The organism is Sorangium sp. So ce124, assembly GCF_051525235.1.
GTDB classification, from domain to species: Bacteria; Myxococcota_A; Polyangia; order Polyangiales; family Polyangiaceae; genus Sorangium; species Sorangium atrum.
This window is the reverse complement of record NZ_CP150312.1, coordinates 12,127,603-12,151,492: the sequence shown is the minus strand read 5'-3', so window position 1 is coordinate 12,151,492 and position 23,890 is coordinate 12,127,603. Positions and strand designations below refer to the sequence as shown.

At 69.6% G+C, this 23,890-nt stretch carries 21 protein-coding genes; 11 read left to right on the top strand and 10 right to left on the bottom strand.

Annotated elements, in window-relative coordinates:
• Positions 1–120: 120 nt before the first annotated feature.
• Positions 121–945, bottom strand: a complete 825-nt coding sequence (locus tag WMF19_RS45650; protein WP_437896084.1) for a phytanoyl-CoA dioxygenase family protein — start codon at positions 943–945, stop codon at positions 121–123.
• A gap of 106 nt (positions 946–1,051) precedes the next feature.
• Here WMF19_RS45650 and WMF19_RS45645 point away from each other — a divergent pair, with 106 nt between their 5' ends.
• Complete coding sequence (locus WMF19_RS45645) at positions 1,052–1,831, top strand: GNAT family N-acetyltransferase (protein WP_437896083.1); 780 nt, start codon at positions 1,052–1,054, stop codon at positions 1,829–1,831.
• A gap of 38 nt (positions 1,832–1,869) precedes the next feature.
• On the opposite strand, the gene WMF19_RS45640 is transcribed toward WMF19_RS45645, so the two are convergent.
• Complete coding sequence (locus WMF19_RS45640) at positions 1,870–3,195, bottom strand: hypothetical protein (RefSeq protein WP_437896082.1); 1,326 nt, start codon at positions 3,193–3,195, stop codon at positions 1,870–1,872.
• Between the two features lie 135 nt (positions 3,196–3,330).
• Positions 3,331–4,401 (bottom strand): 2,3-diaminopropionate biosynthesis protein SbnA, encoded by a 1,071-nt coding sequence (gene sbnA / locus WMF19_RS45635; RefSeq protein WP_437896081.1) that lies wholly within the window; start codon positions 4,399–4,401, stop codon positions 3,331–3,333.
• A 527-nt stretch (positions 4,402–4,928) separates the two neighbouring features.
• Between sbnA and WMF19_RS45630 the strand changes: the two genes are divergently transcribed.
• From WMF19_RS45630 to WMF19_RS45610, 5 genes are all read left to right on the top strand, one after another.
• Positions 4,929–6,965 (top strand): carbamoyltransferase family protein, encoded by a 2,037-nt coding sequence (locus tag WMF19_RS45630; protein WP_437896079.1) that lies wholly within the window; start codon positions 4,929–4,931, stop codon positions 6,963–6,965.
• A 45-nt stretch (positions 6,966–7,010) separates the two neighbouring features.
• Entirely contained in the window at positions 7,011–8,570 is a 1,560-nt protein-coding gene (locus WMF19_RS45625; RefSeq protein ID WP_437896078.1) for a hypothetical protein, read from the top strand.
• Between the two features lie 127 nt (positions 8,571–8,697).
• Entirely contained in the window at positions 8,698–10,023 is a 1,326-nt protein-coding gene (locus WMF19_RS45620) for a TauD/TfdA family dioxygenase (protein ID WP_437896077.1), read from the top strand.
• A gap of 272 nt (positions 10,024–10,295) precedes the next feature.
• Positions 10,296–10,745 carry a hypothetical protein gene (locus WMF19_RS45615; protein ID WP_437896076.1) on the top strand — a complete coding sequence of 150 codons (450 nt, stop codon included), beginning with the start codon at positions 10,296–10,298 and terminating at the stop codon, positions 10,743–10,745.
• A 220-nt stretch (positions 10,746–10,965) separates the two neighbouring features.
• Positions 10,966–11,883 (top strand): cation diffusion facilitator family transporter, encoded by a 918-nt coding sequence (locus WMF19_RS45610; RefSeq protein ID WP_437896075.1) that lies wholly within the window; start codon positions 10,966–10,968, stop codon positions 11,881–11,883.
• A 410-nt stretch (positions 11,884–12,293) separates the two neighbouring features.
• Here the strand turns inward: WMF19_RS45610 and WMF19_RS45605 are convergent, their stop codons facing one another.
• A complete protein-coding gene (locus tag WMF19_RS45605) occupies positions 12,294–12,575 on the bottom strand; it encodes a hypothetical protein (RefSeq protein WP_437896074.1) in 282 nt (93 codons plus the stop codon).
• 214 nt (positions 12,576–12,789) lie between these two features.
• On the opposite strand from WMF19_RS45605, the gene WMF19_RS45600 reads away from it, so the two are divergent.
• Positions 12,790–13,188: a phage holin family protein gene (locus WMF19_RS45600; protein WP_437325859.1), complete on the top strand. Its 399-nt coding sequence runs from the start codon at positions 12,790–12,792 to the stop codon at positions 13,186–13,188.
• 30 nt (positions 13,189–13,218) lie between these two features.
• On the opposite strand, the gene WMF19_RS45595 is transcribed toward WMF19_RS45600, so the two are convergent.
• Positions 13,219–13,944: a hypothetical protein gene (locus WMF19_RS45595; protein WP_272101970.1), complete on the bottom strand. Its 726-nt coding sequence runs from the start codon at positions 13,942–13,944 to the stop codon at positions 13,219–13,221.
• Between the two features lie 361 nt (positions 13,945–14,305).
• Between WMF19_RS45595 and WMF19_RS45590 the strand changes: the two genes are divergently transcribed.
• Complete coding sequence (locus WMF19_RS45590) at positions 14,306–14,512, top strand: hypothetical protein (RefSeq protein WP_272101971.1); 207 nt, start codon at positions 14,306–14,308, stop codon at positions 14,510–14,512.
• Between the two features lie 69 nt (positions 14,513–14,581).
• Positions 14,582–15,997 carry a sugar porter family MFS transporter gene (locus tag WMF19_RS45585; RefSeq protein ID WP_437896073.1) on the top strand — a complete coding sequence of 472 codons (1,416 nt, stop codon included), beginning with the start codon at positions 14,582–14,584 and terminating at the stop codon, positions 15,995–15,997.
• A 54-nt stretch (positions 15,998–16,051) separates the two neighbouring features.
• Here the strand turns inward: WMF19_RS45585 and WMF19_RS45580 are convergent, their stop codons facing one another.
• From WMF19_RS45580 to WMF19_RS45570, 3 genes are all read right to left on the bottom strand, one after another.
• A complete protein-coding gene (locus tag WMF19_RS45580; RefSeq protein ID WP_437896072.1) occupies positions 16,052–16,891 on the bottom strand; it encodes an SDR family NAD(P)-dependent oxidoreductase in 840 nt (279 codons plus the stop codon).
• Positions 16,892–17,088: 197 nt separating this feature from the next.
• A complete protein-coding gene (gene feoB, locus WMF19_RS45575) occupies positions 17,089–19,056 on the bottom strand; it encodes a ferrous iron transporter B (RefSeq protein ID WP_437896071.1) in 1,968 nt (655 codons plus the stop codon).
• Positions 19,053–19,574 (bottom strand): FeoA family protein, encoded by a 522-nt coding sequence (locus WMF19_RS45570; RefSeq protein ID WP_437896070.1) that lies wholly within the window; start codon positions 19,572–19,574, stop codon positions 19,053–19,055. Before WMF19_RS45570 ends, feoB begins: the two co-directional genes overlap by 4 nt.
• A 405-nt stretch (positions 19,575–19,979) precedes the next feature.
• Between WMF19_RS45570 and WMF19_RS45565 the strand changes: the two genes are divergently transcribed.
• Both WMF19_RS45565 and WMF19_RS45560 read left to right on the top strand, forming a co-directional pair.
• A complete protein-coding gene (locus WMF19_RS45565) occupies positions 19,980–20,201 on the top strand; it encodes a heavy-metal-associated domain-containing protein (protein ID WP_272101976.1) in 222 nt (73 codons plus the stop codon).
• Positions 20,202–20,731: 530 nt separating this feature from the next.
• Complete coding sequence (locus WMF19_RS45560) at positions 20,732–21,997, top strand: cellulase family glycosylhydrolase (RefSeq protein ID WP_437896069.1); 1,266 nt, start codon at positions 20,732–20,734, stop codon at positions 21,995–21,997.
• A gap of 57 nt (positions 21,998–22,054) precedes the next feature.
• Here WMF19_RS45560 and WMF19_RS45555 read toward each other — a convergent pair whose 3' ends face one another.
• Complete coding sequence (locus WMF19_RS45555; protein ID WP_437896068.1) at positions 22,055–22,786, bottom strand: nucleotidyl transferase AbiEii/AbiGii toxin family protein; 732 nt, start codon at positions 22,784–22,786, stop codon at positions 22,055–22,057.
• Positions 22,783–23,814: a non-canonical purine NTP pyrophosphatase gene (locus tag WMF19_RS45550; protein ID WP_437896067.1), complete on the bottom strand. Its 1,032-nt coding sequence runs from the start codon at positions 23,812–23,814 to the stop codon at positions 22,783–22,785. The genes WMF19_RS45555 and WMF19_RS45550 overlap by 4 nt, the downstream gene beginning before the upstream one ends.
• Between the last annotated feature and the right edge of the window lie 76 nt (positions 23,815–23,890).

Sequence of the window (23,890 nt, the reverse complement as noted above, 5' to 3'; positions counted from 1 at the left end):
AGTCTCCTTCAAAGCGAGCAATCTGGATGCGTCTCCGGGCTGGGCTGTCCGCCCGTTCGGTCACCGGCGGCGCGGTCTCCCGGCCTGAGGACGGGCAGTCACCTGGGCCTCCGAGGGGCGCTAGCCACACGCGCGCCTCAGCGCGTCGTCCGCGACCGTCGTGATCGGCAGCGTGTCGCGAGAGACGAGGAAGCTCGGCCGGGGCTCGCCCCTGGGTACGGGGACGTTGTCCACACGATTGTAGGTGACGAAGATCATCGTCCGGCCGAGAGGCGATATGTTCTGCGCAGAGCCGTGCACGAGGTTGCCGTCGAAGAACACCACCGTTCCCGGCGGGCCCTTCAGCGAGGAGAGCCCCTGCTGCCGCACGAGCCGGGCGATGGTCTCGCGGTCGACCGAATACTTGATGTCCGCGACCAGGTTGGCCATCCAGCCGGGCTCGTCCGGCGAGCGCTTGCGGGGTTCTTTGGGCGACAGGTCGATGACGCCCTCGCGGTGCGAGCCCGGGATGACGAACATGGGCCCGTTGAACTCGTTCACCTCGTCCAGGAAGACAGCCGCGGTGCACACCCGCGCGGTGGGCATGCCGTCCTCCTTGAGCCAGTAGATGTAGTCCTGGTGCCACTGCCAGACGTCGCCGGAGAAAGCGCCCTTGAGGTTGATCTTGAACTGGTAGACGTAGACGTCTCCGCCGAGGATGCTCCGGGCAGGCTCCACCAGCCGCGGGTGACGAGAGAGCAGGTTGAACACCTCGTTGCTCTGGTGGGCGGCATAGATCGAGCGCACGGAGCTCCCGTCGTCCTCGAGGATCCGCGTGGCGTGCCTGTCCCTGCTCACGACGGACAGCTGCTGTTGCATCGCGGTGAGCTCCTCGTCGGAGAAGAGGCCGGGGAGGAGCAGGACGCCTTCATCGCGGTAAGTTAGAAGCTGGCTAAGTTGAATCATGGCTGATCTTCCCCTCACATCGTCGCGAGCGCGCGCCTCCGCGCGCCGTCGCGAGGTAGGTTATTTGGGAGTGGGCGCGCGCTCATGGCTGTGCCATGAACGGGACATGACCACTGAGCTCGCACAGGTGATCTCGTTCCGCCGGCTGCTCCAGGACCGGGCCTCCACCCGCCTGGAGCGGTTCCCGGGTGGAACTGCGCTGTTCAATGATGAATTCCGCCTCTCGTTCAGCCACAACCGGCTTCGGCTGGAGGAGGCGGGAGACGAGGTGCGGGCGGCGGAGCTCGCCGCGATCTGCGACGATCTCCTCGGCGCCGCGGGGCACGCGCACCGCAGCATCACCGTCGAGGACGAACGCACCGGCCTCCGGCTGGCTCCCGACTTCGTGGCCATGGGCTGGGTCGCGCGGCGGGACCTGGTCATGGTGCATCGAGCGCTGCCTGCCGGGCGCGCCGGCGCGCAGCTCGTCCGCGAGCTCGACTGGAGCACCGCCCGTCCGATGGTCGAGGAGACGGTGCGGCGCCTCAAACATGGGAAGGGCGCCGAGGTGGTGCGGCAGCTCGTCGACCGCAACCTCCTCGTGGGCCGGGCGGCGCGCCTGCGCCACTTCGGCGTCATCATGGATGGACGCGTCGTGAGCTCGTGCGATCTCTACGAGGGCGGCGCGGTGGCGCAGATCGAGGAGGTGGCGACGCTGGAGGAGCACCGCGGACGGGGCTACGCCGGGGCTGTGGTGCGGACGGCGGTCGAGGCCGCTCAGCGGAGCGCCCACCGGCTCATCTTTATCAACGCCATCGCGGACGACTGGCCGAAGGAGATGTACCGGCGGCTGGGGTTCGAGGCGATCTCTTCCATTCATGAGCTGACGCGGCTCCCTCAAGGCTGAGCGGCGCAGGCGGCGGTGTCCCTCCGCGGCGCGCGCGACTACAGGAGCGATCCGCCGAAATCGGCGGGCACGTAGTGAAAGAAGATGGATGTCGACGCGTGGCCGTCCGGCAGCGCGTCGCGGAAGTGCGGGAGCTCCGCGCCCTTGTAAAGCAGCGCGTCGCCCGGCGCCTGATGGACGACGATGTCCCTCTTCTCGGGCTTTTGGACCTCCAGCCCGATCGGCCAGGGCGACGTGCTCGCCGGATCCGGCTGGTAATCCACGAGAAACGTGGTGCTGATCTCGCACTGCACCCGGTCCACGTGCCGCTCCAGCACCGCGCCCGGCACGTACGAGGCGAAGTAGCAGTACGATGGCTTGCGCGCGCCGCCGATCGAGTCGCCCATCAGGTCCGCCAGCTGATGGTGGAAGTAGCGAGCGATGCGCTCGTTATGCTGCCAGTACCGCTGCACGGTGTCGCCGAACGGGATGTGCCCCTCGGCGAGCAGCCGCCGGTAATACCTGCGCATGGCCGCCATCACGAACGGGTGGAGGACTCCGCGCATGACGGCGTACCCCACCTCGTCGAGCTGTCGCCTGGCGTCCTCGCGCACCCGCCTCCACGCCGCCTGCCGCCTCTCGACGAAGTCGCCCGGGACGAGGATGTGCGCCTGCTGGAGGCGCTCGAGGAGATCGGGATCGAGGTCGCGCGGGGCGGGCTCCCCCGGGACGAAGGAGGGCAGGATCTCCGCATACCGGGCCCTGACCCAGTAGGGAAAGAGCACCCGCGTGCCCGGGTCCTCGATCCATGCCAGCGGATAGCCGTGGAGGACGTCGGTCGCCGGCCAGTAGGCGGTACGGACACGGATGGGGTCCGGGATCTCGTCACCCTGCTGGTAGAGGAAGCTCGGGTTGACGATCAGCTCGTGCGCCTCCCCGCCGCGGCCCGCCGAGGGCGCCGACACCCGAGGGAGGAGCTCCTGGGGAGGGTCGTCGAGGAAGCAGTGGAAGAGGACCTTTTGAGGCATCTCCTCGGGTCTCACGAGGAGCCCGCTGTCGAGCATCGCGTAGAGCTCCGGGTGAACCCTCTCGGAGACAGGGAAGATCTTGAGCCCCTTGCCCTTCACTGGCACGGTGACGACCAGGCCGTTGATCCCGTTCCGGGCCCGCACGCGGGTGAAGGTGGCGAACGAGTTCACTTGGACCCGCACTCCGCGCTGGAAGTCCTCCAGAGAGAGGCCGCCGTCGAAGGCCTGCATCACCTCGTGGAGCTGATTCGACGCTCCGGGGACGGGCTGCGGCCGGAGCACCTCGGCGCTCGCGAGAGCATCGTCGGGCTGTGCGTCGTTCGCGCCTCGCGCGCCGTGGCTGGGATTCAGTGTCATGCTGGGTTCACTCGCGAGTTGCTGGGTTGAAAGCTCATGCGTCGGGGGCGCCGCGCAGGGGCGGCCTCGCGGCCGCCGCGGCACGGCGGCCCCGGTATTCCTCTCGTCTGCTCACGTCGGCCCGGAGATCCACGCTCAGCTCGCCTCCGCGATCTGCGCGCACCAGGCGTCGTCGTAGATCGTGTCGATGTAGGCCGCCCCCCGATCGGCGCACAGCATGACCACGGACGGCTCGTACGTCCCGCTCCTCGGTCCGGAGAAGTACTGGTTCACCGCGTGGTAGGTCGTGCCTGACGAGCCGCCGAGGAAGAGACGATGGCGCACGAGCAGCTCGCGGCAAGCGGCGATCGTGTCCACCTCGCGCACGATCACCACGTCGTCGATGAGCGCCTGCCGGAGCAGGTCGGGGACGACGCTCGCGCCGATGCCCGGGATGACTCGCTTCTTGGGCCGTCCTCCGAAGATGATCGAGCCCTCCGCGTCGACGGCGATCACCTTCACGCCCGGGAACCGCTCCTTCACCCGCCGCGAGACGCCGGCGATCGTGCCGCCGGAGCTGACGCTCACGAACACGTAGTCCACGTGAGGGAGCGCTTCGCAGATCTCCGCGCCAGTGAGGTGGTAATGCCCGAGCATGCCGTCGATGTTGCTGTACTGGTTCGTCCAGAAGGTCCGCGGCGAGCTCGCGCAGAGCTCCCGGACCTTCGCAAGGCGCGTCCTGAGGAACCCGCCCGTCTCATCCGGCACATGGACCTTGATGACCGACTCGCAGGCCGAGCGCAGCACCGCCTCGTTGATGCGCGAGATGCCGGGATCGATGACTGGCACGAAGCTCAACCCGAGCATCCAGCAGTACACCGCGGCCGCGACCGCGAAGTTCCCCGACGACGATTCGACCACGGTCGTGCCTTGATCGATCTCGCCGCGGGCGATCGCTGACTTGAGGATCCAGAGCGCCGACCGATCCTTCACGCTGCCGACGAGGTTCTGGTACTCGAGCTTGGCGAAGAGCTTGAGCCCTGGCCGCTCGATACGGACGAGCGGCGTCTCGCGCATCGCCCGCGCCAGCTGCTCGACCCGCTTCGTCAGGCTGCCCGGCGCCCCGGCGCTCGCCAGCTGCGCTGCACCTGGCTGGAGCACGGCGAGCCCCTCGGGGTCCGTGTCCGGTGATTGCGACGACGGCGCGGTCTCGGAATTGACGATCATCGCTCGACCTTCCAGAGCGCGGTCGCCCCCTTCAGCGACGCGCGCGCGTTCTTCGCGGGAGGCGCTCCAGTGAACCCCGCACACGCGCGGGGCCGACCGCTTCGCGAGGCGTCGCGGCCTCTGTACGACGTTTCTCCCTCGCTCACCACCACGGCGAGTCATCCAGGGCGCGTGGGCTCTCAGCAATGCTCGGGCCAACCTCGCCACGCGTGCGGAAGGGCGGTTTGGGCGGCAATTCCCTCAGCGAGCGGGCCGCCGAGCGCGAAATGTCATGGAACGATGCCCCGGATCGAGCGTGACATGTCACGGGTCGAGCGTGACATGTCACGGGTTGAGCGTGACATGTCACGCTGCGCGACCTTCCGCGCGATCGTCATTTCTGCTCGAACTGCGCCGAGCGCGCCCGCAGCCATCTGGCCTGCTCGTTGCCTGGTCCCCGGCGCGCGCCTGGGGCGCCAGGCGTCGATTGCTCATCACAGGCCCCTCCGCGGAGGAAGGCATGCATCGGAGTAGCCACGATGTACATCATGGGGTTTAACGGCGGCGTCGATCCCGTCTACTCGAATGAGCTCAGCGCCCCGAGCAACATCGCTCACGATGCGGCGGCGGTCCTCCTCGAGGACGGAAACGTCGTCGCGGGCGTTGAGGAGGAGCGGTTGACCCGCATAAAACATACGAACAAGGCTCCGCTGAGCGCGATCCGAGCCTGCCTGGACGTCGCCGGCATCGGGCCAGAGGACGTGGATCGGTGGGTGTTCTCTTCGGCCGAGGAGTCCGTCGACCGTGCGATGTTATTTCGCTGGCACCAGAACACGAAGCTGAAATCCCCCGTGCCGGCGCGTGCCGCGATCCAGGGCCTGTTCGAGCGCCATCTCGGCTTCGAGCTGCCGCCCGATCGGCTGGAGTTCGTGCATCACCACACGGGGCACGCGATGAGCGCCTTCGGCACGGCCGGGTTCGAGAGCAGCCTCGTCGTCACGTGGGATGGCCTGGGAGACGGCCTCTCGGGGACGGTGTGGACGGGGCGCGGGCACGAGCTGACGAAGCTTACCAGCTACACGGAAAAGGCGTCGCTCGGGAAGCTCTACGTCAACGCCATTCGATTCCTGGGCTACGAAATCTTCGATGAGTACAAGGTAATGGGGCTAGCGCCCTACGGGGATCCCGCGCGCTACAGGCGCCTGTTCGACCCGCTCTGCACGCTGAAGCCGGATGGCGAGTACGACGTGCACCTCGAGCGGCTGATGGTCCTGTTCCAGGTCTGCCAGCCAAGAGGGAGGGGCGAGGAGTTCGCGCAGGAGCACAAGGATCTGGCCGCCTCGCTTCAGGAGACGCTCGAGAGGATCGCGTTTCACATCCTGGAGCACTGGCGGCGCGAGACGGGCGAGCGGCGCGTCTGCCTCGCAGGAGGCGTCGCTCACAACTGTACTCTGAACGGCAAGATACTGAGATCCGGCCTGTTCGACGAGGTCTTCGTCCAGCCAGCCGCGCACGACGCGGGCTGCGCGCTGGGCGCCGCGCTGACCGTGCACGCGCGCCATCGACAGCCTGATGTGTTCAAGCGGCTCGGGCACGTCTACTGGGGCGCAGACATCGGAGCCGGCGACGCGATCGGCGCGGAGCTGCGCCGGTGGGGCGACTGGGTCGACCACGTGAAGCTGGACAGGACCGCCGAGCGCGCGGCCGAGCTCCTGGCGCGCGGCAAGGTGATCGGCTGGGTGCAGGGCCGATCGGAGTTTGGCCCGAGGGCGCTCGGCAACAGGAGCATCATCGCCGATCCGCGCCCCGCGAGCAACAAACGCATCATCAACGAGATGGTCAAGAAGCGGGAGGACTATCGGCCGTTCGCGCCGTCCGTCCTCGAGGAGCGGATCGAGGACTACTTCCTGGTGCCCGGGCAGCAGAAGCGGCTGCCGTACATGAACTTCGTCGTCGAGGTAAAGGAGCACGCCAGGGCCGCGCTCGGGGCGATCACGCACGTCGACGGAAGCGCCAGGATCCAGACCGTCTCCCGCGATGAGAACCGCAGATACTGGGAGCTCATCAAGGCGTTCGGCGACATCACGGGCGTCTATGTCCTGTTGAACACATCGTTCAACAACAACGTCGAGCCCATCGTGGACTCGGTCCATGACGCGATCGTGAGCTTCTTGACGACCAAGCTGGATCACCTCGTCGTCGGCGATTACCTCGTGACGAAGAGGCCCGGAGCGACGTCGGAAGCGATGAAGCGGATGCTGGTCGCCTTGCCGCGCCACATCCGCGTGAGGAGCACGCGGGGCTACGAGCCCGGCGGGCTCCTCACGCGACATGAGTGTGTCAACGTCGCCGCGGAGATGCACAACGTTCCCCTGTCGGAGGCCGCTTTTCACGCGCTGAGCGGCGCTGACGGCAAGACGACGCTGGGCGCGCTCCTGGCCCGTGCCGAGGGACGGCGCGCATTTCCCGGCGTGGACGCCATGATCGCCGAGATCTCTGCGCTGTGGTCTCAGCGCGTGGTCGTGCTCTCGCCCGCCGTCGCTCCGGTCGCCGATCGCGGCGGCGGGGACTTCGAGAGGCGCTGAAGGCGGCTGGGTCTCTGGCCGGTTTGATGTTGAAGGACGGATGCGATGAACAGCGAAGGTGATGACGATCTGCTCGTCAACCCTAGAGCCACGGTCAAGGTAGCGATCCTGCCCTCGAAGAAGCGGGACATCAAGCGGCGCCTCTTCCTCTTGAGCTGCGACGCGGGGGAGCGACCGGAGCTCAGCCGCTTCTTGCTGGACCTCGGCGCCGGACAGCTGACGGGCGGGGATCTCGACCACCTCCCAGAGGACGCGTTGCGCGACCTGCTCGACGTGGGCGTGCTCGTGCCGAGCGACTCCCTGTCCCTCCGGGACAGGCTCAGGCGCAAGCTGCTCGGCCTCGTCGGCCGGCGCCGCGAGCCGTCGTTCGTCCGCGCGGGGCGGCGATTGGCCGGCAATCCCAGGATGAGGGTCGGTATGTTCCTGTCCACGAAGACGTTGAATCAGCCGCCCGTGGAGAGGGTCTTCGAGGCCAGGAAGGACTACGCGTTCTGCAGCGCCATCCTGGCCAGCGTGGCGGCCGGGGGGGCCGCCGTCCGCGTGCCCCGGCCGGCGCCTTTGCCGGTGTCGAAGCTGGTCGACGTGGGGTTCCTGGTGCCGAGCCGCGAGGCGCCGAGGGCGAACGGGCTCCTCGCGTGCCGGGTCGAGGACCTGACCGATCTGGTCCCACGGGGGTCGAGGGCGGCGTCGGAGAGGCAGGCGGCGGCCGGGGGCCTCGTCCTGAACAGGGAGATCATCGTCCAGCGCGGCGCCCGCGTCCCGGGCGAGCTCGTCGCCCGTGTCGGCCGGCCCCGCTGGGTCTCCGAGGACCTGCCTGATCTCTGGGTTGGCGATCCCATCACGAGGGCGCTGTCCATCTACTGGCTCAGGCCCGAGCACAAGGAGATCGTCCAGGCGCTGGTTGAAGGCAGGCGGTCCCCGGCTGACCTGGACTCGGATGTCCTGGCTCTTCTCTCCAGGATGGATGTCCTGGTCCCGAAGGATGACGAGGCGAGGCGCGGACGGGAGTGGAGAGAGCGGTTCGATTCGGCGCGCGAGAGCCTCAGGCGCCGGCGGTGCGCGCTCATTCCGGACATGTTGCACCCACTCCAGCTCGCGTTGTGGCGCAGGTATTGCCGCAAGATGTACGACGAGCGCTACCTGAGGTATGACGACGATTACGACACCAAGGGGAGATATTACCTGCACGACGAGGACGCCTCGTGGTTCCTCCAGGAGCAGGCGTGTAGCATCCTCAACCGGTTCCTTCCGAGCCCCGTGAAGCCGGTCTCGAACTTCTTCGCCGTGTACAGGGAGGGCGCGTTCCTCGGGAGGCATACGGACGGGCAGGAGGTCGGGGCGACGCACGCGATGTCGGTCCTGATCGACACCGAGCCCGAGGTGGGCCGGAGCGACGCGTGGCCGCTCTGTCTCAGCGCCAACGGGCGGACGGAGCGGCTGCTCCTGCGCGCGGGCGACGCGGCGCTCTTCGACCCTCATGTCCCCCACTGGCGTGACCGGCTTCAGGGACACGGCTGCGCGGTCATGATCTTCTGGTTCGTCCCCGCGGACTTCCGGGGTTATTTCAAGGGGCAATACATCGGCGAGCGTGCGCCCGTGAGCTGATGGGCACGCGTGAGCGGGCCAGGTCCCTGGCCGCTCGAGCATTCGCATGACAGGAGAGGAGTCCCTGACGATGCTGTCCGCATACCACGGCGTGAGTACGAGGTTGCTCGACGACGCAGAACGAGCCATGAAGACCCGAGAGGCGCACACGCCTCTGGTCATCGAGCCACGGAGGTCGACCAGCGTCGGATTCCTGAAGGAGCTCCTGGCATCCCACTCCTCCGAGATCATCGGGGACATCGCCGCCCACGGCGCCATCTTGCTGCGGGGTTTCGATATCGGCTCGCCCTCCAGCTTCGAGGATGTCGTCCTGAGCATCCAGGGGTTACGAGGGATCCGCGACGTCTTCATGTCCGAGCCCGGTCGCACGATCGTGGACGGCGCGCGCTTCGTGCTGCACACGAACGCGCTGTACAAAACGGGCGGGGCGCTTCAGTTCAACTGCTTCCACGGCGAAAACTACCATGTCCCCGACGTGCCGAGGTTCGTCTCGTTCTTCTGCGAGGTGCCGGCGCGCCTGGGGGGCGAGACCGGTCTGATCAACAGCGCGGGGGTGTACGAGGATCTCTCGGAGGGCGTGAAGGCGAGGCTCCAGCAGAGGGCGTTCCTCGCCAACGCGTGGCCCGTCGCGGCGGTCGCCGCCCGGTATCGGATCTCGGCGGAGCGGGTGGAGGCGTTCTGCGCGGAGGTCGAGTTGCCGACGGGGCTCGTGCGCGGCGAGCGCTCGGTCTTGCTGTACAAGCCGAGCGTCCTCGAGCACCCGCGGACCGGGGAGCGCGCGCTCGTCACCAGCTTCTCGTACGAGTTCAATCACCTGGGGCTCCCTCGCGCGCTCCGGCGCGCGTTCGCGCCCGACTATGCAGCTCCCCGGTGGACCGCCCACAGGCTCGCCTGGCGGTACCCGTGGCTCGAGCTGCTGGGCCAGACAGGCACTCTCCTGCGAGCGCCGAGATACGCAATCGGCGCGCTCTACCGGAGTCTCACGGAGCGAGGGAACCGCGAGCCGGACGCCGCGGACATCACCGCGCGCATCGAGGGGGCGTTCGCCGAGGAGGGCGTCGAGCGGCTGGTCAGGGCGATGCGGGATCGGTTCTCGTGTTTCTCCTGGAGACGCGGCGACGTGCTCATCGTGGACAACCTGAAGATGGCGCACGACGGCATGCCCGGGTTTGGGCCTCGACGGATCAGAGCGCTGATCTGCAACCCGGTCTCGCTGCCGTGGTCGCCTGGATCCCCGGGGCTGTACGCTCCTCGTGAAGACGGGTCACGAGAGAGCGTCGGAGCGCGGCTGCTCAGGTTCGGCGGGGCGCCGCTTGCGCGAGCGACGGGCCTCGACGTCGCAGCCCGCTTGCGCGCCCGGCTCCGCGATCGCGCCATCCCGCCCGACCCGATCCAACAGGCAGGCCATCTCATCGTCCATCGTCTGCAGCTCCGGCCCGTTGCTCCGGCCTGAGATGTAGCCCTCTGCGACGGCTCACCGCGTCCGCCCGATGGTCGTATGACATCACGACGCCCGCCGACGCCTCGGCAGGCCGGAGTGAGCGCTGCGCGGTCGTGGATGTCCTCGTTTCGCCGCCACCCGCCGACGCACATCCCACCTCGGCATGATGCTTGCTGAAATTGCCACGATGCAGCCGAGAGGCTGTGGCACCGGCCAGCCCGGACGCGACGCCCGAGGGGGGCAGTCGGTCTGCCGTGTAGCAGAGAGGCGATCGAGGTGGCGATATGAAACACACTGACATGGGGCGACGAACCGGCCGCCGGATAGGGCTCACGCTCGGTCTTCTCGCGAGCATGGCCCTCGCGGGCTGCGGCGGTCCGAGCGAGCAAACCGTTCATGGCACGCGGCTCGCGCCCGGCGCCGATGCGCACATCACCGCCGACATCGACTCCGACGCCGCGACCACACGGCTCGTGGTGGACGTCGTTCACCTCTCGCCGCCCGAGCGGATCGAGGCCGGCAGCGAACATTTCGTGGTCTGGCAGCGCCCGAGCCCCGAGTCTCCGTGGAAACGGGTCGGAGTGCTCGACTACAATGCTGACAGCCGAAGAGGCAAGCTGGCCCAGATGAGCGTGCCGCATGCCAACTTCGATCTGCTCATCACCGTCGAGAAGCAGAGCAGCCCTCGATCCCCGTCGTCTGCTGCCGTCATCGGGCCGACGTCGGTCGGGTAGCCAGGAGCCCCCAGCGTCCTGCCTCGAAGGCCTATCCCATCAACCCTGCGCGCTCTCCTCCAGCGACGATCGCGTCCGTGCGGCCGCCGTGCGAGCAGGGCTCTCCCTTCACGACTTCACGACTTCACGACTTCACGACTTCACGACTTCACGACTTCACGACTTCACGACATGAGAGCGCCTGGCGCGGCCTGCACATCGCTGGGAGGATCGGCGGCGCATGAGGGAAGGGTCGAGGATCGCCATCTATGGCGCCGTCGGCGCCAACGTGGCGATCGCGGCGGTCAAGTTCATCGCCGCCGCCGTGACCGGCAGCTCGGCGATGCTCTCCGAGGGTGTGCACTCTCTCGTCGATACCGCCGACGGGCTCCTCCTCCTGCTCGGCAAGCACCGGAGCGCCCGCCCGGCCGATGCCGATCACCCGTTCGGCCACGGCAAGGAGCTCTACTTCTGGACGCTGATCGTCGCCCTCATGATCTTCGCCGCGGGCGGCGGCGTCTCGATCTACGAAGGGATCTTGCACCTCCTGCGCCCGCGCCCGATCGAGGATCCGACGTGGAACTACGTCGTCCTCGGCGCAGCGGCCCTCTTCGAGGGAACGTCGCTCGCCATCTCGGTCCACGAGTTCAAGAAGAAGGACGGACAGGGCTACCTCGCGGCGATGCGATCCAGCAAGGACCCGACGACGTTCACCATCGTCCTGGAGGACTCCGCGGCGCTCGCCGGGCTCGCCATCGCCTTCCTCGGCGTCTGGCTCGGGCACCGCCTGGAAAACCCCTACCTCGACGGTGCGGCGTCGATCGGCATCGGCCTCGTGCTCGCGGCGGTCGCGATCTTCCTCGCGCAGCAAAGCCGCGGGCTCCTCGTGGGGGAGAGCGCGGACAGGGATCTCCTTGCCGCGATCCGCGCGCTCGCCAAGGCGGATCCTGGCGTGTCGGAGGTGGGGCGACCGATGACGATGCACTTCGGTCCGCACGACGTCCTGGTCGTGCTGTGCATCGAGTTCGACCCCGCGCTCACGGCCTCCGAGGTGGCGGAGGCGATCGAGCGGATCGAGGCGCGGATACGGAGCCAGCGACCCGATGTGAAGCACATCTATGTCGAGGCCAGGTCATTCCCGAGGCGCGCAAGGCCATGACGCGCGCGTGGAGAGTGGAGAGGCCGCTCGCAGCCTCCTCTGCGAGGCGCGGCGTCACCACCACACGCGCCGGCGTTTGCGGCGTGAGCTCACCGCCACCGCCGCGACACCACCCAGGGCGAGCACGGCCGCCGCAACGACGGCGACGCGCCAGGCCGTATGCTCTGCCTCGCTCCTGGCGCCGCGGAACCTCGCCCGTGCCGCGACCAGGTCGCCCGCGAGCCGCTGCTTGCTGTGCTCGATCTGCTCGGCCGGGCTCGTGGGCGCCGCGAAGCCTGCGCCGGCGCTTACGTGACCTCGCTCGCTGAGGGGACGGGAGACCCTCTCCTCATCGAATCGGATTGCAGTGGACGGTTCCATGTCTCCCGCGCTGCAACCGCCGTTCCTCGCCAGCGCATCGCACAGCAGCGCTAGGCCGCCCCTGCCTGCTGCGCCTGCTTCCGATGCCGGAGTGCGATCCAGAGCCCGGCGGCGTTGTTGACAACCAGCGCGGCGTTCAGGGCGGTGAACACCCAGTTTCTCACGAGCAGGCTGTAGATGAGGTTCCCGGCCGTCCCGGCGATCGCGGCGATGAAGAAGACAAGGGTGTACTTCCTCGATTTATCCTTCTCGCCCTTCCACTCCCTGTAGGTCTGTGACCCGAAGGTCACGAGGAGCAGCAGGGAGCTGATCCAGCCCACGACATGCTTCATCGGCGGTTCCCGTGATCGGTTGCCAGGTGAGCCGTGATCGGCGACGCCCGCGAGCTCGGAGCGTGAGCTCGACCTGGGCGGCGTGCGACATCCGTGCCGCCCCGCCGCGCTGCGTGCCTCCGGTGCGCGTTCGGGCGGGCGCGGCGCGCGCGGGCGCAGACGATGCATCCCGGGGCGCGCCCGGCGCGTGCTCACGCCGGCAGGGAGAGCCCGCATGCAACAACAGCCGTCCATCGGTCCATCACAAACCGATCGCAGCGCGCAGGACCTCGCCGCCGACGCGGTCCACGAGGCGAAGAAGCTCCTCGGCGCGGAGCTCGCGCTCGCCAGGCGCGATCTCCGCCGGTCGGCCGCTGCCCTCTCGCGCTCGGCGATCGCGTTCGGCGTCGCGGGGGTCGCGGGGCTCGCCGGCATCGACGCGCTGATGGTGTCGCTGGCCGTGGGGCAGCGCCGCAATCATCCGGCGCGCTCGACCGCCGTGGGGCTCGGGCTGCTCGCGCTCGCGGCCGCCGCGGCGCTCGTCGGGCGGTCGGCGCTGCCCCGCAGCCCGCTGCCGATCGCCGCGCGCATCGCATCGGACATCGAGGACGTCGCCCAGCGCGTGGTGGGGTGAGCCGTCTCGTGAGGGGAGCGTCGCCCCGGCTCAGCGCCGAAGCGCCGCGGCCGCGCGCCCGGAGACGGCCGATCCGCTCGTGACGATCGCCGACCCCAGCGCGAGCAGGGCGACGAGCGTGAGCACCATGGGATAGATGCCGACCAGCGCGAGGATGCCGAGCACGACCGTTCCGGCGCCGACGAGCGACTGCAAGCCGGCGGCGGCCATCGCCGCCTGACGGGCGATGTGGGCGAGGTGCAGGTGCGCGCCGCGCGCGTCGAGCGCGCCGAGGTCCGCCGTCGCGCCGCCGCTGAGCAGCAGCGTGCCGCCAAAGACGATCACCGCGACCGACGTCAGCGTCCCGGGGGCGAGCCCGAGGAGCGCGAGGATGCCGAGCACGATGCCCGCCGCGCCGCCGACGAGCTCCGCGCCCATGCCGCCGCCGAGCTCGGCGCGCGTGTCCCACTCGACGGGCGCCGTGGTCCGCGTCAAGGCGCCGAAGCGCGAGGCGATCGCGCCGCCGTGCGCGATCAGCGCGGCGCCGAAGACGATCGTGGCGATCGAGGTGAGCTCTCCCGGCATGACCCCCGTCAGGCCAAGGATGGCGAGGACGATCGCCCCCGCGCCGCACACCACCTCGGCGAGCGAGCCGCCGAGCACGATCCGCGGCGCCTCCCTCTCCTCCTCCGGCCTGCGCCGCGCGCCAGATATCGGCGCGATCGGGCTCTCCTGCTGTGTAAACCGTTCACGCTCCTCGGGTCCTAGCGTCTGCATGATTCCCCCATCCTGTGGTGTGGCCTCGCCGCGGCTACGCGCCTCTGGCTTGCATGTTCTGCGCCCCGCTGCAGGTCGTCGATGCGATTCGGGTCCACGGGCTCATCGGTCTGCTGCCGGGTGTCGAGCGGGCCGAAGCGCTGCTCGATCGCCGCGGCCGATGACAGCGAGGCCTCGCGTCGCCATGTTTCCCCCCGGAACTCGGGCAGCGCAAACCTCGTGCACTGTCGAAAGGAGCAGCGGTGAACGCCAGGCGAGCGAGCAGGCGAGGGTCGCTGGCCGGCGGCCCGAACCAGCCGCGCGGAGCGTCCGTGAACGAACGCTCGCCCGAGGGACATGCCATCGTGAGTCAGGAGGAGATATGAGCAAGCTTCATCTCGAGCTCAGCGAGCGCGAAGCGGATGACACGAGGACAGCCCTTTCGACCCGGCTCGTGGGGATGCGAGACGAGCTGGTCCACACCGACGATCGAGCCTACCGGGCGGATCTGAAGGCGACGATCGAGCGGCTCGAAGTGGTGCTCGGCCGCCTCGAAGCGATCGTGGCGGCACCGACAGCGGCGCCGTAGCTGGTCACGCCGGCGGTCGTCGGTCGAGCTGACGAGTCCCGGCGGCACGGTTCGTGGTTCACGGGGGGCATGGCAGAGCCCGCGGCGCAGCAGGGGGATGGACGCGGCGAGGAGCCCCTCTCGACGGTACGGATCGCCCTGATCGCGTCCGTCGCCGCGCTGGGTGGCTTCCTGTTCGGGTTCGACACCGCCGTGATCAACGGCGCTGTCGGCGCGCTGGAGCGGGTATTCACTGCGCACCCGGGAACCGTGGGCCTGTCCGTGTCCTCCGCCTTGCTCGGCGCGGCTGCCGGCGCGGTGCTCGCGGGCAGGCTGGCGGACCGTTACGGCCGGACGCGGACGATGATCGCGACCTCCCTGCTGTTCGTCGTCAGCGCGGCGGGCTCGGGGGCGGCGATCTCGCCCTGGGACTTCAGCGCGTGGAGGGTGCTCGGCGGCATGGCCATCGGCGCGGCCAGCGTCGTCGCTCCGGCCTACATCGCGGAGATCGCGCCGGCCCACCTGCGCGGCCGCCTCGGATCGCTCCAGCAGCTCGCGATCGTGCTCGGCATCTTCGTCGCCCTGCTCGGCGATTACGCCATCGCGACGGCCGCTGGCTCGGCGGCGAGCCCGTTCTGGCTCGGGGCACAGGCCTGGCGATGGATGTTCTGGAGCGCCATCCCACCGGCGCTCCTCTACGGGCTCGGCGCGCTCCTCATCCCCGAGTCTCCGCGCCACCTCGTGGCGAGGGGGCGCGTGGACGAGGCGCTCGCCGTGCTCCGTGACCTCCTCGGCGCGTCCGCCCGGGCGAAGCTCGTCGAGATCCAGAGGACGCTCTCGTCCGAGCGCCGGCCCAGGCTCGCGGATCTGCGGGGGCGCGCCGGACTGCTCCGCATCGTCTGGATCGGCATCGGCCTCTCTGCGTTTCAGCAGCTCGTGGGCATCAACGTCATCTTCTATTACTCGAGCGTCCTCTGGCAGGCGGTCGGGTTCTCCGAGCGAAGCTCGCTTGCCATCACGGTCATCACCGGCGTCACGAACATCGTGACAACCCTCGTCGCCATCGCGACCGTCGACCGCGTCGGCCGCAGGCCGCTGCTCCTCGCGGGATCCATCGGCATGACGCTGACGCTCGGCGCCATGGCGGCCGTGTTCGGCGCCGCGGGCGAGGACGCCGCGGGCAACCCCGTCCTGACGGGCGCCGCCGGCCCCGCCGCGCTGCTCGCCGCCAACCTGTATGTCTTCTGCTTCGGGGCGTCCTGGGGCCCGGTGACCTGGGTGCTGCTCGGCGAGATGTTCGAGAACCGCATCCGCGCCCTCGCCCTCTCGATCGCGGCCGCCGCGCAGTGGCTGGCGAACTTCCTCGTGAGCGCGACGTTCCCCGCGCTCAAGGCGGCCGGCCTGGGCATCGCCTACGGGCTCTACACCGCCGCCGCCGCGGCCTCGCTCGTGTTCGTCGTCGCCTTCATCCCCGAGACGAAGGGCAAGGAGCTCGAGGAGATGTGACGTGCGCTGGCCTGGCGAGAGGCGATATGTGTCGGCGCGGCTATCTCGAGGACATCAGCGGGCGGCGAACTCCCGCTCGTGGATGGATCGCACCTTCTCCAGCACCCTCGGGCCGTGCTCCCGGAACGGGAGATCCATCGCGCGGTCCTTCTTCAAATAGACGCCCGAGAGCTCCCGGTTCGCGCCGAACGCCGCCTCGTAGAGCCGCGAAGCCCCCTGGCTCGGGGGCGGGAACAGGAACCTCATCAGCGGCTCCACGTAAAACGGCAGCCCCGACCGCTTTCCCTTCCTCAGCGTGTTGTTGGGCCCGGGATCCACGCTCCGGATCTTGATCCCGTCCCCCGCGAGCAGCGGCGCCACCTCACGCGTCCAGAGGGAGAGCGCGAGCTTGGAGGTCGCGTAGGGGCCGAAGAGCTGCTTGAACGACGCCGGGCGCTCCAGGGCTTCGGGGTCGAAGCGCCTCGTCATCTCGAATGCATTGGAGGAGGTGTTCACGACCGTCTTCAAGTCCCCCTTCCGCAGCAGCCCTCTGAGCTCCATCGCGATGACATACGGCACCACCGTCTGGAGCTCGAAGTGCAGCTCGCGGCCTTGCCTGGAGAAGGTCAGCTCCGGGGCGCTGCCGCCGGCGTTGTTGAACAGCACGTCGATCTTCTCTTCGCTCGCCTCGATGGCGCCGAGCGCCCGCCTGAGGCCCTCGAAATCGGACAGATCCGCGTTGTGGACGCGGAGCCTCCGGCGCTCGAGGCCCTCCCGGATCAACGGATCCTCCTCGGGGAAGCCCGAGCGGTTCAGCGCGATGACCTGAAAGGCCTCCGACAGCAGACGACGCGTGAGCTCGAGCCCAATACCGTGGTTTGCGCCCGTGATGAGCGCGACCTTGTCGTGTTCCATGGTGTTCCTCGGGAAGCCGCGATAGCGGAAAGAATGTGCCCCTGAGTGGCATTTGTCAAGGAGGGGCACCTGGACGACGCTCGACGACGCGCTCGGCGCGGTCGAGGTCTCGCGGCCGACGTTCGATGGCTACGGGCCCTGGCTTCCAGCAGGCGCCGGCGATCTCCGCCTGGCGCTCCGCCGGGCGCGGCGCCGCCTCACCGCATCCCGAGCAGCCCGCTCCCCTGGTAGACGACGAGCGCCGCGACGTACGCCGCCGCGTAGGTGTAGGCGAGGACGAACGCCGGCCAGCGCCACGACTTCGTCTCGCGCCGGATCGCCGCCACGGTGCTCATGCACTGGCAGGCCAGGACGAAGAACGCGAGCAGCGCGAGCCCGGTGCGCGACGAGTACGCGAGCGCCCCGTCCGGGCGCTTCGCCTCGCGGATCTGCTCGGCGAGCGGCGCGGGCTCGTCGTCGGCGTCCTCGACGCCGAAGATGACGCCCATCGTCCCGACCATGACCTCGCGCGCGCCGAACGAGCCGATGAGGCCGACGTTGATGCGCCAGTCGAACCCGAGCGGCGCGGTCACCGGCTCGAGCGCGCGCCCCACGCTGCCGGCGATGCTCGACTCGAGCGACGTCGCCGCGCTCTCGGCCGCGGCGGCCGGAGGCTCGTGCGGCGCGGCGCCCGGCATGGGGACCTTCAAGAGCACCCACAGCACGGCCGAGACGGCCAGGATCACGGTCCCGACGTCGCGCGTGAACCGCCACGCCGCCTGGCCCGCCTTGCGGACCACGAGCCGCGGCTCGGGGCTGCGGTACGCCGGCATCTCGAGCACCATCGGGAGCGAGCGCCCGCGGGTCGCCGTGCGCCGGAGCAAGAGCGAGGCGACGAGCCCGGAGAAGATGCCGGCGACGTAGAGCGCGACGAAGAGCAGCGCCTGCACCCAGGGGCCGTGGGCCGCGAAGAACGTCGTCAGGAGGAGCGCGTAGGTCGGGATCCGCGCCGAGCAGGCCATGAGCGGCAGGACGAGGATCGCCGTGAGCCGCTCGCGCGGGTCGCGCAGGATGCGCGTGGCGTGCACGGCGGGCACCGCGCACGCGTGCCCCATCAGCAGCGGGAGGAACGCCCGGCCGCTCAGCCCCATCAGCTGGAGCAGGCGGTCGACGAGGAAGGCGCCGCGCGCGAGGTACCCGCTCGCCTCGAGCAGCTCCATGGCGATCGTGAGGATCACGATCTGCGGCATGAACGCGAGCACCGTCCCCGCGCCGCCGAGCAGGCCGTCGACGACGAACGAGGCGGCGAGCCCCCCGCCGAGGGCGCGGGACACGAGGCTGCCGAGCTGACCGATCGCCGCGTCGAGCGCCTCGGTGACCGGGGTGGCCACGAGGAACACGGCGGCGAAGAGGAGCGCCATGAGCCCGAGGAACAGCACCGGGCCGGCCGCCGGGTGGAGCAGCACCGCGTCCGCGCGCGCGGTGAACGTCCTCCGTCGCTCCGCGCCGGCGTCGCGGCGCGGCGGCTCGACGTACGCGGCGCGCGCGACCTCATCCGGATCCCACGCCGCGGCGCCGGGGGGCTTCACGGCGCCCGACGCGATCGCGTCGAGCCGCGCGGCCGCCGCGTCGAGCACCACGCCGCGCGCGGCCGGGTCCCTCGCGCTCACGAGCAGCACCGGCAGGCCGATGGCGCGCTCGAGGGCGCCGACGTCGAGCCCTCGCCCCTCGCCCTCGAGCACGTCGCGCTGCGTGGCGACGACGAGCGGGGCGAGCCCGCGCCGCACGAGCTCACGCGTGAGCCGCAACCCGAGCGCGAGCTGCGTGGCGTCCACCACCTGGACGACGAGGCGCGGCCGCTCTTCCGCGCCGCTGCGGTCGAGGAAGCGGCGCGCGACGCCCTCGTCCGTCGCTGGATCGACGACGGCCTCGATCGAGTAGAGCCCGGGGAGATCCGCGATCGTCGCGACGGCCCCGCCCGCGAGGCGGACGTCGGCCGTGAGGATGTCGACCGTGATCCCTGGGAAGTTGCCGACGTGCGCGCTGCCCCCGGTCAGCCGGTTGAACAGCGACGATTTGCCCGAGTTCGGCCGCCCGAGCAGCGCGATGAGCGGCCGCTCGGCCGACGCCGGGAGGCGCTCCGTGTCTCGCTTCGCGCCTCCACAACAACCGAGCGAGGCGGTCATCCGACCCGCCGCTGCGAGGGCAGGGGTGCCACGAGGATCGAGCGCGCGAGCGTCGCGTTGATCGCGAGCTCCCCGCCCGACCCGGTGCGCACGTGGAGCGGGCCGCCGAACGCCGCGCGCCGGATCGACGTGAGCGTCTGGCCGGGACCGAGCCCCATCGCGCCGAGCCACGCGGCGAGCTCGGCGTCGAGGCCGACCTCGACCACGATCACGCGCTCACCGGCGCGCACCTCCGAGAGCGGACCCGCAGGAGCCGCGGCGCTGGCGTCGCGCGCCCGCGCCTCCGTGCCGGCCACGCTGCCGGCCGAGTCCACATCGGCGAAGCTCACGTTAAACTGGGGAGGAACGCTGGAAACCATGGGCCCCGTCAGATTTTGAAAATCAATTTCAAATCTAATGGCATTGTGAACGGTCTCGGCCAGGATGTCGAGCGCCTCTCGACCAGCTGCCCTGGCGGCTGGCCGCTCCGGGTGGCTGCGACGCCTTTTCTTCCTGTTCCTGCCCAGGCGGCCAACCATTCCTGGTCCTGGAGATAGCCGCGTCGCTCCGTGCTCTCGGGCCCGGCGCACCCCCGATCGGCTCTCCGGCGAGCGGCCGCCGCGCGTCTGCCGAGACCGCGGAGCGGAGCGCGCGAAGCATTCGGGTCGGGCGAGCCATCCGATTCACCGGGCCGCGGCGGAGCCTCGGCCAGAGCGACGGCGGTCCGCGGATTGTCCTCCAGGGGGCCCATTCTACCATGGCGCGCGACGCGAGCGCCTCACGGCGTCCACCGCAGACCCGCCGCTCCTTGGCCACGCGCCACGCGCCACGCGCGCCACACGCGCCACGCGCGAAGGGACGCTGCGGCTCCTGCGCGGTGTAATGAGCCCCGACGGCTGCGTCTCCCGGGATGAGCGGCCCGTGGGTCGCCGAAAGGAAGAGCCATGAAAGAGACCATGCTCCAGGTGGACGGGATGAGCTGCCCGTCCTGCGTCCGCCACATCGACAGCGCGCTTCGCGAGCTCGGCGGCGGCGTGACCAGGGTCGACGTGCGCCTGCGCGAGGGCATCGTCGTGGTGCAGCACGATCCGGCGAGCGCGCCCGTGGACGCCCTCGTCGAGGCCGTGCGCGGGGCCGGCTACGGCGTGCGCCCCCGCGCCGCCTGAATGCACGCAGCGCCCGCGGCGCGTGGCCTCGTATCAGCGCACCGCGCCGCGAGATCTCCCACGCCGCGCTCGACGCTGCAGGGAGGACTTTACCGGTTAATTCAAGCGGGGGCCAGCTCACAGATGTGGCCGTCTCCACGAGCTCCGGGGCGCGCCCGTCCCGATAGGCGCGGGGGCCCCGCGCCGCCCTTCGTGGCGCTGGACAATGAACCGATTAAGTGATTTCCTGTCCGCGCTTCCCGCGTGCCTCGGGCCATGTCGTAGGAGTCGTTTGTGAGCCCCGGTCCGCGGTTTCTTGGTTTCTTGATTCTCGTGGGCCCGCGGACAAAATAGGTCCTCTCCTCGCCGTGGGTTCTTCCCAGGACTGGCCATGCAGGGCGTCATTTGCGCCATCTGCGCGCCGCCCGCGGTGATGCGCGGCGTGCAGGGCCTGTTCGACCTGCAGAACGAGAAGGATTCACCGTGCGGTCACGCAGGTCGAAGCCGGACGTCGCCAGGTGCAATCAGGGGAGAGGCAGAAGGAGATCACGATGCGCGTTCTTCATGGGTCGGTGGCTGGTTGGACCGGAGCAGCCCTCGTGGCGCTGGGCCTCTCCGCGGGATGCGGAGACGACTCGGACGACCAGCAGGGCTCGGGGCAGGAGGCGACCGGAGCGGGCGGCGGCGCATCGGGCGCGGGCGGGGGGGCCACGGGCGCCACGTCCGGCGCCGATGGCACCACGTCGAGCAGCGGCGTCACGTCCGGCGCCGGTGGCGCCACGTCGAGCAGCGGCGCCACGTCGGGCGCCGGCGGCGCCACCTCGGGCAGCGGGGCCACGTCCGGCGCCGGCGGCGCCACCTCGAGCGCGGGCGCCGGGGGCGGGGGTGACCAGGAGACGCCGGGGTTCTCGGTGCGCGGCCGCTTCCTCTACGACCGCTGCGGCGAGAAGGTGCTGCTCCGGGGCATCAACGAGATGGTCGTGTGGCTGTCGTCGGGGCCCGACGGCCTGCCGGAGTTCGCGGAGATCGCGAAGACCGGCGCCAACGCGGTGCGGATCGTCTGGCTCGCCACGGAGTCCTCGGCGGGCCTCGATCAGGCCATCACGAACGCGCTCGCGCAGAAGCTCATTCCGATCGTCGAGCTCCACGACGCCACGGGGAAATGGGATCTCCTGCCGAGCCTCGTCGACTACTGGACGAGGGCGGATGTCGTCGCCGTGATCAAGAAGCATGAGCAGAGCTTGCTCGTCAACATCGGCAACGAGGTCGGGGACCAGGTGGACAACGCGGCGTGGGAGGCGGGCTACAAGCAGGCCATCACCCGGATGCGCGGCGCCGGCATCACGGTCCCGCTCGTGATCGACGCCTCGAAGTGGGGGCAGAACATCGACCAGCTCCAGGCCGTCGGCCCCGCGCTCGTCAAGCACGACCCGAACATCCTGCTCAGCGTCCACATGTGGTGGACGGACGGGAGCGGGGCCACGATCACGAAGGAGCTGCAGGAGTCCGTGGCGCTGAACCTGCCTTTGATGGTCGGCGAGTTCGCGCAGCACGCCGTGTACGAGTGCGGCAAGCACCCGTTCGACTACAAGACGCTCCTGGCCAAGAGCGTCGAGCTCGAGGTGGGGTGGCTCGCCTGGTCGTGGGGCGCCGTCAAGAACAGCGACTGTCAGAGCGACGGGCCGTTCGACATGACGACCAACGGGACCTTCGCGGGGCTCACCGGCTGGGGTCGCGAGGTCGCGGTGACCGACCCGAACAGCATCCAGAACACGTCGGTGCGCCCGCGCTCGATCGAGACCGGATCGTGCAGGTAGCGGCGTGACGGCGCCCCCTGGCGCTCCTGGCTCCGCCCGGTGTCAGGCGCGGCTTCGTCAGCGGACGGGGTGCAGGAACGACCGCACTACCTCGCGCGCTTCGCTGATGGCGTCGGTGCGCGAGAAGGTGACCCACGGCGCCGTTGCGACGTACTTCTTCCACTTGTGACGGCTGCTGCGGCCGGCCCCCCAATCCTCGGCCGTGAAGAAAGCGTCGAGCGCGCTGAGGCTCATCTCGCGGCTGGCGAAGGCGCTCTCGACGCAGCGCTTGGTGGCCACGGGATCGAGCGTGCAGTGCCGAGCCAAGAGCACCAGATCGATGAGCGTCTTCGGGTGCCAGCGACCACGCGGACCGAGCTCCACCAGCGAGTGAACCTTCCAGGCGAACATCACCTCGGGTGCGACGGCCGGCAGCGTGAAACCTTCCAGCTCGAAAGGGCGCGGAGCGACGCCGAGCACCTCGCCCCAACCGAAGTCGACCTGTAGCTTTCGTTCGGCGCGTGAAAGCTCGAGCCGCAGGCCAGGCCAGGGCGTTTCGAGCCAGATGCCCCACGCTTTGACGCAGAGGTCGGCGACGACGCCTTCGGCCGGCAGCTCGCTCGACCCCAAGAGCTGATTCACGACGCGCGTGGCGCGGTCGAGGCTCCAGTCGCCCATGAGAACGAAGTCGAGATCCGCCGCGACGCGCCCGGGGACCCAGCTCGCCGTGAGCTGGCTGCCCCGCAGCACGGCGTCGGCACCGAATTCGGTGCGCTGCATGAGCTCGAGCCACGAACGGATCAGGCTCAAGCCATCCACCCCATGTCCACATCGAGCGCCGAATCATAGACGGTGTACTCACGCGTACGATTGCGCAGAGGCAGACCGAGCCGCGCTGCGAGCGCCAGCACCTGATCGAAGCGCGCGTCGGCCGAAGCCTGCCCCAGGCCCCACGAGCGCAGCGTGACGAAGCGGAGCTCGACGCCGTCCGCGCGCGGCGCGCCGCGCGACATGTAGGCTCCCAGCTCGGCAAATGCGCGCGAAACCTCGGCCTCGCTATCAGGCGACGGCAGCACGACCTTGGCGTGGTGCTCGAAATAATTGGTACGCGGCGCCCGCGCGGCCACCTCGTCCGTGAGCGGCAGATCGCGGTGCGGGCCGACGGCCTCCACCTTGGTGCGGATGACCTCGAAGCCAGCTTGCGCGAGATCGCGAGCCAGCTGATGTACGACCAGCAGGACCTCCTGCAGCGAGCCGCGGTGGTGTGCACCCGTCATCGGCTGACGCGGCGTTCGGCCGCGCGGCAGCGAGATGAACAGCGCCCTCACGCCGAGCGCGTCGCAGGTCTTGGCGAACGCGGCTTCGTCGCAGGCGACGACGGTCACGTGAGACTCGAACACGCCTTCGAAGCCCGTGCCACGCAGCTCGGCGGCGAGGTCGAGAAAAGGCAAAAGTCGCATGTTGACGACATATTTCGAGCTCCGGAGCTCGGCCAACGTGCGCTCGAAGCCGTCCGGGATCCACACAGGGTCCCAACCGTAGCCCTGCTCGCCGCGCGGCTCCTTCGCGACGCTCCCGGAGTTTTCAGTGCGCCAGGCGAAGCCTGGGCGAGGAGGAAGCGATGACGTAGCGAACCAGAGCGGAAACCTCGCGGTGGAACCCAGCGGGTTCGAACCCCGCCCGGCCAAGGTGGGCCACCAGCCGGAAGTGAGTCTTGCGTGGTGCACGGGCGACCGTGGCTGCGAAGCGTAGACAGCGAGCGTGCAGGCCGTGCGATTGAGCCTCGAAATTATGGTTGTTGCGGGAGCCGACGCGGTTGAAAACGTGGAAGGCAACATCGCTGCGCCCAAGGATGGGCACTGCCCTGATGGTCCGGTGCAGCGGTCCCGCCGAGGTCGGAGAGCAGGGCATGCA

Bases quoted from the DNA above. Each gene is read 5' to 3' on its own strand.
- WMF19_RS45650 (WP_437896084.1), bottom strand. From the start codon at position 945: ATGATTCAACTTAGCCAGCTTCTAACTTACCGCGATGAAGGCGTCCTG.
- WMF19_RS45550 (WP_437896067.1), bottom strand. From the start codon at position 23,814: ATGTTGCCTTCCACGTTTTCAACCGCGTCGGCTCCCGCAACAACCATA.
- WMF19_RS45615 (WP_437896076.1), top strand. From the start codon at position 10,296: ATGAAACACACTGACATGGGGCGACGAACCGGCCGCCGGATAGGGCTC.
- WMF19_RS45570 (WP_437896070.1), bottom strand. From the start codon at position 19,574: ATGGTTGGCCGCCTGGGCAGGAACAGGAAGAAAAGGCGTCGCAGCCAC.
- WMF19_RS45595 (WP_272101970.1), bottom strand. From the start codon at position 13,944: ATGCAGACGCTAGGACCCGAGGAGCGTGAACGGTTTACACAGCAGGAG.
- WMF19_RS45610 (WP_437896075.1), top strand. From the start codon at position 10,966: ATGAGGGAAGGGTCGAGGATCGCCATCTATGGCGCCGTCGGCGCCAAC.
- WMF19_RS45605 (WP_437896074.1), bottom strand. From the start codon at position 12,575: ATGAAGCATGTCGTGGGCTGGATCAGCTCCCTGCTGCTCCTCGTGACC.
- sbnA (WP_437896081.1), bottom strand. From the start codon at position 4,401: ATGATCGTCAATTCCGAGACCGCGCCGTCGTCGCAATCACCGGACACG.
- WMF19_RS45640 (WP_437896082.1), bottom strand. From the start codon at position 3,195: ATGACACTGAATCCCAGCCACGGCGCGCGAGGCGCGAACGACGCACAG.
- WMF19_RS45580 (WP_437896072.1), bottom strand. From the start codon at position 16,891: ATGGAACACGACAAGGTCGCGCTCATCACGGGCGCAAACCACGGTATT.
- WMF19_RS45590 (WP_272101971.1), top strand. From the start codon at position 14,306: ATGAGCAAGCTTCATCTCGAGCTCAGCGAGCGCGAAGCGGATGACACG.
- WMF19_RS45645 (WP_437896083.1), top strand. From the start codon at position 1,052: ATGACCACTGAGCTCGCACAGGTGATCTCGTTCCGCCGGCTGCTCCAG.
- WMF19_RS45585 (WP_437896073.1), top strand. From the start codon at position 14,582: ATGGCAGAGCCCGCGGCGCAGCAGGGGGATGGACGCGGCGAGGAGCCC.
- WMF19_RS45565 (WP_272101976.1), top strand. From the start codon at position 19,980: ATGAAAGAGACCATGCTCCAGGTGGACGGGATGAGCTGCCCGTCCTGC.
- WMF19_RS45625 (WP_437896078.1), top strand. From the start codon at position 7,011: ATGAACAGCGAAGGTGATGACGATCTGCTCGTCAACCCTAGAGCCACG.
- feoB (WP_437896071.1), bottom strand. From the start codon at position 19,056: ATGACCGCCTCGCTCGGTTGTTGTGGAGGCGCGAAGCGAGACACGGAG.
- WMF19_RS45560 (WP_437896069.1), top strand. From the start codon at position 20,732: ATGCGCGTTCTTCATGGGTCGGTGGCTGGTTGGACCGGAGCAGCCCTC.
- WMF19_RS45620 (WP_437896077.1), top strand. From the start codon at position 8,698: ATGAAGACCCGAGAGGCGCACACGCCTCTGGTCATCGAGCCACGGAGG.
- WMF19_RS45600 (WP_437325859.1), top strand. From the start codon at position 12,790: ATGCAACAACAGCCGTCCATCGGTCCATCACAAACCGATCGCAGCGCG.
- WMF19_RS45630 (WP_437896079.1), top strand. From the start codon at position 4,929: ATGGGGTTTAACGGCGGCGTCGATCCCGTCTACTCGAATGAGCTCAGC.